Consider the following 13455-nt stretch of genomic DNA (forward strand, 5'->3'; position numbering starts at 1 on the left):
TTTCTGTTATGTAAACGATGAAAATTTTATCTTTAGCACTGCCGCGTAAATTATTTTCGGCAAGGTCAATCCAATTTCCAAAAAATACGATCCCTTGGTCAGTAACAATTACTTACCTAGCGTTGATTCTGATTTTGCCGACCTTCGCTTTGATCCAAAAATCCCTGAGCTTAAGCACCTCAGAATACCTAGAAATTGCTTTATCTCCGGTGGCTTTGTCTGCCTATGGTGTGACTTTTATTACGGCGATCACCGCTGGGGCAATTAATGGCATATTAGGCACGATCGTTGCTTGGGTCTTAGTCCGCTATGAATTCCCCCTCAAACGAATTGTTGACGCAGCCATTGATATTCCTTTTGCTGTACCGACAGCCGTTGCAGGTCTCGTTTTAGCGACGCTCTACAACGATCAAGGTTGGATTGGACAACTTTTTGCCCCCTTAGGGATCAAGATTGCCTACACCCGCATCGGCGTTTTTATTGCGATGTTATTTATTTCTCTCCCCTTTGTGGTGCGCACTCTCCAGCCAGTATTACGCGAACTCGAAGAAGAAACAGAACACGCTGCTTGGTCTTTAGGGGCGACAGAAAGCCAGACTTTTTGGCGCGTTATTTTTCCACCCCTAATCCCACCAATCTTAACGGGAGTAGCCCTCGGTTTTTCCCGGGCAGTGGGTGAATATGGCTCTATTGTGCTTGTTTCATCGGGGATTCCTTTCAAAGATCTAATTGCCCCAGTGTTAATTTTCCAACGCCTAGAAGCTTTTGATTATGAAGGGGCGACGGTGATTGGTTCAGTGCTGTTAATTGTTTCTTTGCTGCTTCTATTCATTATCAATTTTCTACAACAATGGGGAAGGCGTTATGCAAACTAAACTTAAATCCTTTGAATTTAAACTTTCTCCCCAATGGCTAATTGGGATTACGATTACTTATCTCGCTTTAATTCTTTTAATTCCCATTCTTGCCATTTTTTATGAAGCCTTTCACCAAGGGGTTTCAGTTTTCTTTGAATCAATCCAAGCCCGCGCTTTTATTCAGGCAGTCAAATTAACGGTGATCATTGCTTTAATTAGCGTGCCATTGAATACAATATTTGGTCTTTGTGCCGCTTGGGTATTGGCAAGAAAACAATTTTGGGGGCGAACTCTATGTCTCAGTGTGATCGATCTTCCTTTTTCAATTTCCCCCGTCGTTGCTGGCTTGATGATTGTTTTACTTTATGGGCAAAATGGTTGGCTAGGTTCTCTTTTTGAACAGGCAAATATCAAGATTCTTTTTGCTTTACCAGGCATGGTGATTGCCACACTTTTTGTAACGTTGCCATTTGTCGCCAGAGAAGTTATTCCTGTTTTAGAAGAAATGGGATCAGATCAAGAAGAATCAGCTCGTACTCTTGGCGCTAGTGATTGGCAAATTTTTTGGCGGGTGACACTACCAAATATTCGTTGGGGATTACTCTATGGCGTTTTGCTGACAAATGCCCGGGCGATGGGAGAGTTTGGGGCTGTTTCTGTCGTTTCTGGGAGTATCCTCGGCAAAACAGCAACACTACCAATTTTTGTAGAACAAGAACATATGAATTACGCAACAGAATCAGCTTTTGCTGCGGCGGTTGTTTTAGCTTTACTTGCCTGTGTGACGCTGGTGCTGAAAGAGATCTTAGAACGGAATACCCACTCCGCTTAATGACAATTTAGGCCATGATTTATTTCGCTTAACTTGATAAAAATTCCCCTTATTACTGTAGAAAAAAATGAGTATTTTTGTTGATTCGGTTTATAAAAACTTTGGTACGTTTCAGGCTTTAGAAAATATCAATTTAGAAGTCAAAGAAGGGACATTGGTTGCCTTATTAGGGCCATCTGGTTCTGGAAAATCAACCCTCCTCCGGGCGATCGCCGGACTAGAAACCCCTGATCATGGACAAGTGATTATCAACGGTCAAGATGCGACCCATGTAGATATTCGGCGGCGGAATATTGGCTTTGTATTTCAGCACTATGCCCTGTTTAAACACCTAACCATCCGCCAAAATGTTGCCTTTGGGCTTGAGATCCGCAAAAAACCCAAGCATCTGATCCGCCAGCGGGTCGAAGAGCTATTAGAGCTGGTTCAACTACAGGGTTTAGGCGATCGCTACCCTTCCCAATTATCCGGCGGTCAACGTCAACGGGTCGCCTTAGCCCGTGCCCTAGCGGTACAGCCCCAGGTTTTACTGCTTGATGAACCCTTCGGTGCCCTAGACGCAAAAGTCAGAAAAGAACTCCGAGCTTGGCTGCGTCGTCTCCATGAAGAAGTTCATGTCACAAGTATTTTTGTCACCCATGATCAAGAAGAAGCGATGGAAGTTGCCGATGAAATTGTTGTGATGAACCACGGGCGCATTGAACAGGTCGGCAGTCCTGCGGAAATTTATGACCACCCTGCGACTCCGTTTGTGATGAACTTCATCGGGGAAGTGAATGTTTTACCCAGTCATCACTCCTTGATTCGTAATCACCCGGACACAAGCCCCCATCACGCGACCCATGCTGTATTTGTTCGTCCTCATGATCTAGATTTACAAATCGATGGTGATCCGACTGCTTTGCCCGGTATAGTCAAGCGAATCATTTACCGAGGCTCCGATGTTCAAGTGGAGGTACTAACGGCAGATCAAGAAATTATCATGGCCCACCTTAGTCGAGAAAAACTTGCCCAATTACACGTTGAAGTTGGCCAAACCGTTTATCTCAGGCCGAAACAGGCAAAAGTCTTTGCGGTCAATACGGAGTCCCAACCCGTGCCGAGACAATCTTAATGTCCCGGTTTGAGAAAACTTGGGCCATGGCAAAACCTCACCCAGGGGCGATTGATGACTCGGTTACATCGAGCTTTTCGACTAGAATCAGAAAGAAACGCCTGTAGCTTCTGAATCTAATACGTTTGTAATTTCCATGGCAAAATCTGTCCAAGCTCCCAAAGTGCCAGAAATCATCACTGAGTTAACCGAAAACAATTTTTTCTTTCGGGGAATGGATCCAGATGCACTGCAAAATTGGCTTGATCCAGCAGAATTAATCACTGAGAAACTCTATTCCAGTCGGCCGATCTATACAGCTTTTCGCCCGAACCATAATTTGGAATTTCTTTATGTGTTACTTGCGGGGGGGCCAGTGATTGTGCGGAGTACGCCCCTCGACCGCATCTTAGCGATTACCTACATGGGCAGTTGTTTTGGGACGCGCAATCTTCCCGTTGGGTTTGGACAGGTGAGTCGGAGTTTTCCTAGTTTGGTGGAAGCCTACAAAACTACCGATGTGCTGAAAATTCCGGTAGCAACGGTACAACGGATCTATGACCAGAGTGCTGATTTTCGCGATCGCTATAACCTGAGTTTCGAGTTACGGGAAAAATTCCAGTACCATCTGCTGAACTGTAGTACCTACCCGCCCCAGGCCGTCGCTTCCCTGCTGCGAGCTTTGATTTACCAAGAGCGATCGCTGGCCAATCAACCCCAGCGTGATGGCGTTTTTAGCTTTGATCTCCCCGTAGATATCATTGCCCATGCCTGCCAGTTAAATCACCGCACCGTGGAACAGGTGTTGAAAGGCATGACGAAGGTGGAACTGATCAAGACAGAAAAATCCGCTGAGGGACAAGGGGATCTGATCCATGTGTTGAATCCAGAAGGCCTCAAGGAAGTTTATAGTGCGACCCGCGATAAAGTGGCTTGGTGGCCATTGCGCTAGGCGAGGGAGTCAACCATTGGGGCGATCGCCTAATCACCATTGAAAATCATCTATTTAGCCACCTAAAAATGAAAGGAATCTTACGATTTGCGGCGGCAAGCTACCCCCCCATTGTCGAGATTTGTTAAACTGCTGTAAACACAAATGTGCTGGAAAGTTAAGGGCAAAATTCCGTATATTGTCCCCCGCCAAATTGGTCAACTTTCCCACCATGCCAATGAGGAAGCGCACCCATGAACATGGAGACATTAGAATTCATCATTTACCCTGATGGCCGTGTCCAAGAAAAGGTCACAGGCATTGTCGGGTCTTCATGCCAAGAAGTGACCGCTGCGATCGAAGAGCAACTGGGTGTTGTTCTCTCCCAGGAACAAACCTCAGAATATTTTGCCCAACCGGTAAGCCAAACTGCAACGACGACGAACCCCGTCCAAAGCAATTGGTGATTTTTTTGCAAACCTCTATAAATAGCCCCGTTAAATCCTATGTCTCATTTCAGCAATATCAAAACCAAAATCCGTAATTTGACTTCCCTCAAGTCTGCCCTCAAGGACATGGACATTGAGTGGAAAGAAGGCCCCAGTGCTGTGCGGGGTTATAAAGGCGATCGCCGCACCGCTGAAGTTGTCATCCAACAGAACAATGACTACGACATCGGCTTTAGCTGGAATGGCCATGAATATGAACTCGTCGCGGATTTGCAATACTGGCAGCAACCCCTAACCGTTGATGGCTTCCTCCAACGTCTCACCCAGGGCTATGCCTACCACACCATCCTCAACGAAACCAACAAACAAGGCTTTCAAGTCAGTGAACAGCAGAAAAACGAAGATGGCTCGATTCGCCTCGTCGTCCAGCGCTGGAGCTAAGGTATGACTTTTGAAAATTCCCCCCAGCGGTCTGGTTTTGAGCCGGAGTTGGGGGGCTTTTTAAGAAATGACACAGAACGATCTGGGTTTGAACCGGAACTAGGTGGCCTGCTGCGCCAAAAAGGGGTGTATGTGGATGAAACCACCTGCATTGGTTGCAAGCATTGCGCCCATACAGCACCGAATACCTTTTATATCGAAGAAGAACATGGCCGCGCCCGGGCCTATCGCCAGGATGGAGATGCGGAGGAAATTGTCCAAGAGGCGATTGATACCTGTCCGGTGGACTGCATTCATTGGCTAGATTACACGGAACTAAAGGCCAAAGAAGCAGCCAGGAAAAACCAGGTGATTCGGCCCCTCGGTTTTCCCCAGGATGGGGCAGGTCAGGCGATCGCCCGCAAACCTAAACCCTCCCGGAAACCCTAAGCATTTTAAATTTTGCTTGGCTTATGGGTCTTCTGTAGCAGTGACAGCTTGATATTTGGCTTGGCAATAATCATTAAGGGCTTGGCCGATGGTTTGTTCTTCGGTGCCTGCGGTCTGGCTCAGGGACTGGGCTGTTTGGGCAGCTTCTAGGTCTTTGTCCTGGCGCGCTTTTACCATGGCATAGGTGGCTTCGGCCTGACGTTGATAAATGTCGCTAATTTGCGTTTGGTAGGTTTTCATCTGGCTATCCCGTAAGCGCAGTTGGGCGATCGCCTCGGCCCCCATCTTTAGGGAATCGGCCGCCTGGAGCCAACGCTCAAAATTAAAAGTTTGGGGAGCTTCTGCCGTTGGTTCGTTCTGGACAAGGGTCTGGGCTTCCGTGACAGTGCTTTGAATTTGCGCCAAAAGTTTTTGACAGTCGTAGAGAGCCGGGTCAATCCTTTGGCAAGCGCCAAGGCTCAAAAGACTGGTGCAACCGATGAGAGAAATCAGACGAAAGGGCGAGAACAAGGACATTACAGACGAACACTCAACATCGGCAGTGTAGCGAATTTTTTAGGACATTAGACAATCAGATCAATCCGGAGATATTTTTTCAGGAATAAACGAAAGATGGCGCTAACAAGAATTTTAGAACCGGAAGTGATGGACGATCCCGCCGAGGCGATCGCCTACGATGCGATGGACTTTCGGGCGGTGAATCAAGATTTTGCGGATCTCGTGGTTACGACTTACCCCCAAGAAACCGCTTTGGTTTTAGATTTAGGCACAGGGACAGCACAAATTCCGATTTTGTTAGGGCAACAGCGCCCCCAATGGCAGATTAAAGGCACCGATTTAGCGCAGTCGATGCTCGCCCTAGGACAAAAAAACGTTGTGGCCGCAGGTTTAACAGCACAAATCGAGTTGGTTTATGCCGATGTGAAAAATTTGCCCTGGCCCGGCCAAAGCTTTGATGTGATTATTTCCAATAGCCTGATTCACCATTTACCTGATCCGTTGCCCTGTTTTCAGGAAATGCGCCGTCTCCTCAAACCCCAGGGAAACATTATCGTGCGGGATTTATTTCGTCCCGATAGCACCGCCGCCATTGACCAGATCGTTGCTGCTGCCGAGGGGCCAGGTTTTGATGCGCGTCAACGTCAATTATTCTGGGATTCGCTCCATGCGGCGTTTACGGTGCCTGAAATTGAGGCGATCGCCACTGAAGCGGGCTTAACCAAGGCCCAAGTTTATCAATCTTCAGAACGTCATTGGACGCTGATTTTTCCCCAGCCTTAACGCCATGCAACAAGGAATAAATTTTTTAGCCTCAGTTCTGAGTCATGCGTATTCGAGAGAAAAACTGTGATTATTGCCAAACCATTGCGGCAGTTCGTTACCGAATTCAATATGATGCGAGTGAGCAGTGGGTGTTGGTTTGCCCTGATTGTCGGCGCGAGTTAGCAACCAATAATCCTAACTATCGCTACGGCGGCACCTGGAAGGCGAAGAAACGTAAATAAACCTTTTCGCGGTCGGGAATTTTCGATCCTCCCAGCACAATGGGATAATGAATGCCGTGCGTTTCTAGGCAGCCCATGAAATCTCGTTCCTTTTTTGTGTATCTCGGTCTTCTGGTGGTGCTTCTGCTCTCGGTGGGGCTAGGCAGTTGGTTCGCTATTTTTAAACAGAGTCCCTTACCTTGGTTGCAAGGTGGGGTGGCGCGCAATCCGGCAGCAGCCTTGTTTGTTCCCCGGCAAGCGCCATTGATGCTTTCGCTAGTGGTGAATCCAGAGAAATTAGCCGCCCTGGGCCTCGTGCAAACCCCTTGGGGTAAACGGCGGGCGACGCTCACGGAATTACAACAGGTGAAAACAAGTTTGCTCAGTGCGACGGGGCTAGATTACAGCAAGCAAATTGAACCGTGGCTGGGGGACGAGTTGAGCTTGGCAGTGACTACCTTAGATGTGGATCGCGATCCGAGTAATGGGGTGCAACCGGGTTATTTATTGGTGGTGGAAGCACGGGATCAGGCCTTAGCCAAGGAATTTTTACAGCTTTCTTATACGGAACAGGCGATCGCCCCGGAAGCGGGTTTGACGTTTGATCAATACAAGGGGGTCAATTTAGTCATTCCCCAGGCGGACAGCCATCGGTTTGCCAGTGCGATTGTGGGTAATTATGTACTGTTTGCCAACGAAGCAAAGGTGCTGCGCAGTGCGATTAATACGGTGCAGGTGCCAGATTTGAATTTGAGCCACGACCCGCAATATACAGAAGCCCTAGAAACCATTGACCGGAAGCATATCGGCGTGATGGTGGCAAATTTACCCGCCCTCAGCGCTTGGATTGCCAACGATCCGACCCCAGAGGAACCGACCCTCGAACAACGTTTGGCGATCGCCATCGGTCTTCATCCAGAGGGGTTAGTAGCGGAAACGGCTTTGATTGGGGACACGGAACCTAGCCTGATGCCAGGGGCGACCACTGCACCGACCCATGTCCTTAACTACATTCCCCAGGAAGCGATGCTTGCCGTGGCTGGGCGAGATTTAAAGGCCCTCTGGGGAGAAGCGACCACGGGGTTAAATCCGAAAAGTCCCTTATCCCAGATCTTGCAACAGGCGGTCGCCGCAATCCAAGATCCCCTGGGCATTGACCTCCCCGAAGATATTTTTGCGTGGATTTCTGGGGAATATGCCCTGGCCCTCGTCCCCGATGCCGAACGCAATGATGTGGAATGGCTCTTTGTGGCGGAACGACAACCGGAGGTCAACCTCGATCCTGTCATTGAACATTTTGATAGCTTGGCCCAGGAAAAAGGCTTGAGTGTGGGGCGTTTACCCTTGGGCGATCGCCGCGTCACTGCCTGGACAGCCATCGATACCCAAGACCAAGATGAACTGGTACAACTCAATGCCGATGTCCGGGGGGCGCACCTCAGCGTTGACGAGTACGAACTCTTTGCCACTTCTGTAAAAACCCTCAGCCGGGCGATCCAAGCTAATACCGGGCGATCGCTCCTGAAAAACAAAGATTTCCAGACCAGCATTGCCCAACTGCCTCCCGAAAACAGCGGCTATCTTTTTGCCGATTGGCGTCAAGGTTCCCAACTGTTCAAAACCCAAGTGCCGATCCTGCGGGTGGTCGATTATGTGGCCAAACCCTTCTTTAACCATCTCCGCGCCTTTACCCTCACCAGTGCCGGCAGTACCCAAGATATTCGGCGATCAACCCTATTTTTCAACCTCTCCCCCAATCGTTTACAAAATTGAGACGGCCCCCGATTTGTGAAAGTCCCGATTACTATGGAACAAGGTGATCTTTTTGAAAATTTTGTCCTCCGGTAACCTTTGCCCCTGCGATTTTAATCTGTTGCTTTTATTTCCCCGCTGCCGATGACTGCTTCCCTATTGGCCCCCGGACACACCCTGCGCGGACGTTACCATATTCTCCGGTCTCTGGCCCAGGGAGGATTTGGGGCGACTTTTTTAGCAGAAGACCGCGATCGCCCAAAGCGGCCCATCTGTGTGGTGAAGCTCCTCAAGCCCCAAACCACCGACGCAGAAACCTTAGCAACGGCCCGGCGTTTGTTTGAAACCGAGGCAAAAATTCTCGATGAATTGGGTCAGCATCCGCAAATTCCCCAGTTACTGGCTTATTTTGAGGAAGGCCAAGAGTTTTATTTAGTCGAAGAATATATCGAAGGACAAAGTCTCTGGGAAGAACTACAGCAGCTCTCTCCTTGTCCTCCGGCAGGGGCGATCGCCCTTGTCCAAGAAATCCTGGAATTGTTGGTTTTTGTCCACGAGCACCAGGTAATTCACCGGGATCTCAACCCCAGTAACCTTATTCGCCGCCAAGCCGATCAAAAACTCTGCCTCATTGATTTTGGTGCGGTTAAACAAGTCACCCATCAATTTGCGACTACTTCCGGTCGCCCCACCATCGCCATCGGCACCCAAGGCTATATGCCCCTAGAGCAGATTCAGGGCTATCCCCGTTACTGTAGCGACCTCTATGCGGCGGGGATGATTGCGATTACGGCTCTGACGGGTACCGCCCCCGACAAAATTCCCCTCGATGCCCAAACCGGGGAAGTGCAATGGCAGGATCAAGTGGAAATCCCAGCAGAGGTCAGGCACTTTCTCTCTAAGATGGTGCACCATAATTGGCGCGATCGCTTTGGGACAGCCACAGAAGCCCAACAAGCCTTGCAGCCATTGGCGGCCCAGGAGACGCAGAAACCGCAAACGAGCACCCATGTTTTGTCACCCGTAACGGGCAGCATTCAACACATTAAACAAACGGCGATCGCCCCCCTCAACTACCTCTCAACGGTCGTTTCCCAGCAATACCAGCGTTTGAGCGTTAATCACCAGGCGATCAAGGCCGCCCTCCTCGGTGTTGGCTTAGCGGCGTTGGTGGGCACTGGCCTGGGCGTTCATGCAGGATGGCGGTGGTGGTCAGAGCGCCAAGCTTTGATGGCCCAATACGAACAGGCCCAACTATCCCAATCTCAAAATCAACTGGAGCAGGCCCTCGCCCAATACCAAGAAATTTTGCAGACTGTCCCAGACCATGAAGGAGCGCTTTTGGGAAAGGCCCAAGTCCTCCAATCCCTCGAACGATTTGACGCGGCTTTAGGGGCCTATGATCAGCTATTAGAGGTCAATCCCCGCCGTTGGGAAGCTTGGTGGGGCAAAGGTAAAATCGCCAGCGATCGCCAACAGGACGACCAAGCCCTAACCTTTCTCGACCGCGCTATTCAAGAAGATGCCCGGCAAGCGGTGGTTTGGGAAGCAAAGGCGCGACTTCATCTCCGTCGCGAAGAAACCGATGCCGCCCTTAGTAGTCTCGATGCGTTTCTCAGGTTGGATTCCCAGCAGGTCTGGGCCTGGTTTGAGAAGGGCTGGATCCACCACAACCGTGCCGAATATAATGCGGCGATCGCCGCCTACCAGCAGGCCCTCAAACTTGACGACCGGAACGCCGATATTTGGTACCAGCAGGGCAACAGCTATAGCAAACTGCAACGGTACCGGGACGCCAAAGATGCCTATATCCGGGTGGTAGAACTGGAGCCAGACCGCGCTCCCGCCTGGTATAGCCTCGGCATGGCCCAGGAAAATCTCCGCAATTACACCGAAGCCCAGGATGCCTTTGCCAATGTCACTCGCCTCGAACCTAACAATGACCGGGCCTGGTATCACCTCGCCTGGAACGCAGAACAAAATGGCGATCGCCCCACGGCCATCGATGCCTACCAACGTGTCGTTGCCCTAAATAGCGATGATCGTCCCAGTTGGCGCAGTCTAGGAAATTTACTCTATGACTCTGAAAATTACACCGAGGCGATCACCGCCTACGAAAATACCCTCCGCCTAGACGATGCCGATGGAGATATTTGGGCGCGTTTGGGGAATGCCTACAAAGCGACGGGTCAGTACCAAGCCGCAATTAATGCCTACGACGAAGCACTCCAGTACAAACCCAATGACCCAGATATTTTAGGCGATCGCCAGGATGCCCAGGAGCGTCTCCAGTGGGAACAAGCCCAAGATGATTTGAAAGAAGGAGCCGATAGCCTGAAAGAAGTGCTCCGGGATACCCTGCGGGAAATTGTGCCCTGGTTATAGCGACCGACCACAAAAAATCCGGGTAGACCCGGATCTCAGCAGAAAAATGGCTTCAAAAATGGTGATTGGCAAATCCTTAGAAACCAAGGGCAGTCCAATCCACTTCAAAACCTTCGAGAATCAGAGAAGAATTGTAGATCTGGAGAATAATAAGCAGGAATACTAAAAACAACGCCATGAAGACGCCCATGAGCGGTGTGGTGCCCCAACCGGGAGCGACTTTACCGTATTCAGAATTCAAAGGCTTGAGAATATCTCCCAACCGAGTACGCTGTGCCATAGGATTCGTGTATCGTAAAGGATTTTTGTAATGTTCCGTAATATTATAGAGGAAGAGTCATCATAAACTGAGATACACCTATGGATTCTGCAACAGTTCTTAGCATCGGCATTGCGGTGGTTGTGATCGCCGTAACAGGGTTTTCGATTTACACAGCCTTCGGGCCTCCTTCGGTAGAACTTGAGGATCCCTTTGAAGATCATGAAGATTAAGCGGGCAGCTACCCTTTAACATCAAGCCCCATGGTTCTTCTGCCTGGGTTGTCTTTCTCCCCAGTCTCGCTGTCATCATAAAACCCTTTTTGAGATGTCTTTTTATACCGTCACAATCTGACGCACTTCAACTAGCTCACTTGAAATAAGTTGATCAGGCAGCCTCCGGGCTGTTTTTTCTTGGGGGATTGCTCGAAATTCTGGGTTTTAAAAACGTCAAAATAGTTGTAACAAAACCTCAGGTAAGAGCTCTTGCACTCCTGGGAGAACAATATTGGCCCCGACATCCTGCAAGTTAGAGGCATACATATACTCCTTGTCGTCACCAGTCTGGGCATGGGGCGGAATCACCCCAATGGCTCGCCATCGTCGTTGGGGCTGCTGGCTGATGGCATTGGTAATGGTGCGCATATCAGCAGCGGTATCTCCCACGTAGGCGACGGGGGTCTTAGCTGATGCGGCTTCGAGTTGGGCGATCGCCGCGAGTAATCCCTTGGGATCGGGTTTTTCGGGGGCATCTTCCATGGCAATAAGCACAGGATTTTCTAAGCCCAAACGACCTTGTAGTACGTGTTCAGCAGAACCCCGCATGGCACCACTAAAAAAGCCCCAGGCAATATCGGCAGCGGTGAGGGCATCAAAATAGGCTTTGGTGACGAGCAACGGTTCATCGTTGATATACCCATCAAAATTGTGACCCCGGTATTTGCGCTGGAAAAAAGCGACGAGCTCTTTAAAATTGACAGGAATCGTCTCATCCCAACGGCGGATCAGTTCCTGGGAGGCTTTCCAATCGTTATTCCAAATGGCCTCGGCCTTGAGACTATCGATTTCACTATTGCTGGGGCGATATTCCCCCTGGGTGTAATGTTCAACGGTATCGGCGATCGCCCGCCGGTAGGACTGACTCACATCGCGAATCACCCCGTCGATATCAAAAATCACAATCCCCTTCGCCATGGTCACCACCTCTGTTGCAAAACCTATCGCTATACTTATCGTCTCGTTTGCTATTTTCCCAAGTCTTTGACTGAAAACAAAATCAGATTTTTTCTGTTCTCTTTGGGGCTTGGGCAAAGGCTCAATACCCCACAACAAAATTACCGCCCCTTAATATCAGTCCAAACAAAACGGAGTTGCTCAAACTAAGATTAAAGACGGTAATTCAATTTTTTAGAACAAAACAATAACACCCCATGGGGTGCTAAAAGTTGTCCGTCTTAGTTGCGGTAAGGCACTGCGGCAAGGCTGATGTCTGCGGCGGAAACCCGAACGTTGACTTTGGGAATCTGGGCAGAACGCGCCATGTTGAGGAAGAGAGCGGGATCGCCAGCTTGGGGCACCCGGTCGGGAGTCCGGAAACGACGGACTGCATTTTGCCAAACCACTTGGGGGAAGCCCAACTGGGAGCGGTAGTAAGCATCGTAACGGGGAGACTTGATGTTAAAGGGTGTCTCACCTTGCTCACGGCTAGCGAGGCTACGGCGGCGCTGGTAGGGCACCGTGTCATAGCCGAAGTTTTCCATATACTCATCAGTGTTGAGGAGTTGGTCAACAAAGGCCGCTAGACCCTTGGTGCAGATCACGATCGACCAGGCAATTTTTTCCTGTTCGCTGAAGGGATCGCGACCGAGTACCCGTTGGATACACTGCTCAACAAAGCGATAGTTACTGTTTTTGTTATAGAAGCTATCGATGAAGGTTTCCGACAGCAACAGACCCCGAATGAAGTCACGGACAGTGATTTGACCGTTGCGCAACTGGGATTCGAGTAGCTGTTGGCGATCGCACTTAAAAGCGTGGAAGAAAATTTGACGATAGGCAGCGTTGATGAGAACGTCAAAGTCAGAATCGCTAATGACGTTATCGGTTGTAAACACAAAAGGCTGCTCGTCGCCACCGACGGTATACCCTGCTACCCGAGTGTTTTGGCTCGAGGGGGCGTATTGTAATAAAGGAATTGTCAAACCAGACCTCCGTTATATCAGAAGACTTTAAAAAATAAAATTTCTTACTGATTAGCATAAGGGAGTCAGGGGCTATCCCTCGGAAAGATTAAAAAATATTACAGAAGTTAACGTTTATTTCCCGCGCCCTAGGGCCGCAGTAGCTTGCTTTTTCGGCAAAACTTGATTAAACAAGGGTCTATTCTGGGGCGATCGCCTAGGCCATTTCCTTAAGATAAAAGGAAAAAAGATCCGGCCCTAAAAGGTCAATTTAGAACAATTGACGGCGGCCGAAAAAAATGCAGTATTTTAGAGAAAGTTGAGTCTCCCAACCCCTTAGTTTGACAGTGGGGTTACTGAGCCG

At 49.4% G+C, this 13455-nt stretch carries 16 protein-coding genes; 12 read left to right on the forward strand and 4 right to left on the reverse strand.

Translation table 11 applies throughout. The annotated features are described in order from the left end of the window. The first annotated feature begins 17 nt into the window (after positions 1-17). The 7 genes from cysT (at position 18) to AWQ23_RS04170 (ending at position 5032) form a co-directional block, all read left to right on the forward strand. Positions 18-875, forward strand: a complete 858-nt coding sequence (gene cysT / locus AWQ23_RS04140) for a sulfate ABC transporter permease subunit CysT (protein WP_062432858.1) — start codon at positions 18-20, stop codon at positions 873-875. Further along, the gene (gene cysW, locus AWQ23_RS04145; RefSeq protein ID WP_062432861.1) at positions 865-1689 is read left to right on the forward strand and encodes a sulfate ABC transporter permease subunit CysW; all 825 of its coding nucleotides are present in this window, start codon (positions 865-867) and stop codon (positions 1687-1689) included. The genes cysT and cysW overlap by 11 nt, the downstream gene beginning before the upstream one ends. Positions 1690-1756: 67 nt before the next feature. Continuing rightward, a complete protein-coding gene (locus AWQ23_RS04150; protein ID WP_062432864.1) occupies positions 1757-2803 on the forward strand; it encodes a sulfate/molybdate ABC transporter ATP-binding protein in 1047 nt (348 codons plus the stop codon). A gap of 136 nt (positions 2804-2939) precedes the next feature. Then, positions 2940-3734: a Crp/Fnr family transcriptional regulator gene (locus AWQ23_RS04155; RefSeq protein WP_062432867.1), complete on the forward strand. Its 795-nt coding sequence runs from the start codon at positions 2940-2942 to the stop codon at positions 3732-3734. Positions 3735-3967: 233 nt separating this feature from the next. Further along, positions 3968-4180, forward strand: coding sequence for a DUF2997 domain-containing protein (locus AWQ23_RS04160; protein WP_012306429.1), 213 nt, complete (start codon positions 3968-3970; stop codon positions 4178-4180). A 39-nt stretch (positions 4181-4219) separates the two neighbouring features. After that, positions 4220-4603, forward strand: coding sequence for a DUF1257 domain-containing protein (locus AWQ23_RS04165; RefSeq protein WP_012306430.1), 384 nt, complete (start codon positions 4220-4222; stop codon positions 4601-4603). A gap of 3 nt (positions 4604-4606) precedes the next feature. Next, positions 4607-5032 (forward strand): ferredoxin, encoded by a 426-nt coding sequence (locus AWQ23_RS04170; protein WP_012306431.1) that lies wholly within the window; start codon positions 4607-4609, stop codon positions 5030-5032. A 21-nt stretch (positions 5033-5053) separates the two neighbouring features. Here the strand turns inward: AWQ23_RS04170 and AWQ23_RS04175 are convergent, their stop codons facing one another. Then, entirely contained in the window at positions 5054-5548 is a 495-nt protein-coding gene (locus AWQ23_RS04175; protein WP_062432869.1) for a hypothetical protein, read from the reverse strand. A 96-nt stretch (positions 5549-5644) separates the two neighbouring features. Between AWQ23_RS04175 and AWQ23_RS04180 the strand changes: the two genes are divergently transcribed. The 4 genes from AWQ23_RS04180 to AWQ23_RS04190 all read left to right on the forward strand — a co-directional run bounded on the left by AWQ23_RS04180 (position 5645) and on the right by AWQ23_RS04190 (position 10653). Further along, complete coding sequence (locus AWQ23_RS04180; protein WP_062432872.1) at positions 5645-6313, forward strand: class I SAM-dependent methyltransferase; 669 nt, start codon at positions 5645-5647, stop codon at positions 6311-6313. Between the two features lie 44 nt (positions 6314-6357). Beyond that, entirely contained in the window at positions 6358-6537 is a 180-nt protein-coding gene (locus tag AWQ23_RS15715) for a hypothetical protein (RefSeq protein ID WP_065716088.1), read from the forward strand. A gap of 75 nt (positions 6538-6612) precedes the next feature. Continuing rightward, positions 6613-8289 carry a DUF3352 domain-containing protein gene (locus tag AWQ23_RS04185; protein ID WP_062432875.1) on the forward strand — a complete coding sequence of 559 codons (1677 nt, stop codon included), beginning with the start codon at positions 6613-6615 and terminating at the stop codon, positions 8287-8289. A 123-nt stretch (positions 8290-8412) separates the two neighbouring features. After that, positions 8413-10653, forward strand: coding sequence for a serine/threonine-protein kinase (locus AWQ23_RS04190; RefSeq protein ID WP_232308956.1), 2241 nt, complete (start codon positions 8413-8415; stop codon positions 10651-10653). A gap of 76 nt (positions 10654-10729) precedes the next feature. Here AWQ23_RS04190 and psbH read toward each other — a convergent pair whose 3' ends face one another. Further along, positions 10730-10933, reverse strand: coding sequence for a photosystem II reaction center phosphoprotein PsbH (psbH, locus tag AWQ23_RS04195; RefSeq protein ID WP_012306436.1), 204 nt, complete (start codon positions 10931-10933; stop codon positions 10730-10732). Between the two features lie 80 nt (positions 10934-11013). On the opposite strand from psbH, the gene psbN reads away from it, so the two are divergent. After that, on the forward strand, positions 11014-11145 hold the full coding sequence (psbN, locus tag AWQ23_RS04200) for a photosystem II reaction center protein PsbN (RefSeq protein WP_012306437.1): 132 nt from the start codon (positions 11014-11016) through the stop codon (positions 11143-11145). A 216-nt stretch (positions 11146-11361) separates the two neighbouring features. On the opposite strand, the gene AWQ23_RS04205 is transcribed toward psbN, so the two are convergent. Continuing rightward, positions 11362-12105, reverse strand: a complete 744-nt coding sequence (locus AWQ23_RS04205) for a TIGR01548 family HAD-type hydrolase (RefSeq protein WP_062432879.1) — start codon at positions 12103-12105, stop codon at positions 11362-11364. Between the two features lie 260 nt (positions 12106-12365). After that, positions 12366-13112 carry a phycobilisome rod-core linker polypeptide gene (locus tag AWQ23_RS04210; RefSeq protein ID WP_030007594.1) on the reverse strand — a complete coding sequence of 249 codons (747 nt, stop codon included), beginning with the start codon at positions 13110-13112 and terminating at the stop codon, positions 12366-12368. Positions 13113-13455 lie beyond the last annotated feature (343 nt).

The organism is Picosynechococcus sp. PCC 73109 (assembly GCF_001521855.1).
Classification (GTDB): domain Bacteria; phylum Cyanobacteriota; class Cyanobacteriia; order Cyanobacteriales; family MRBY01; genus MRBY01.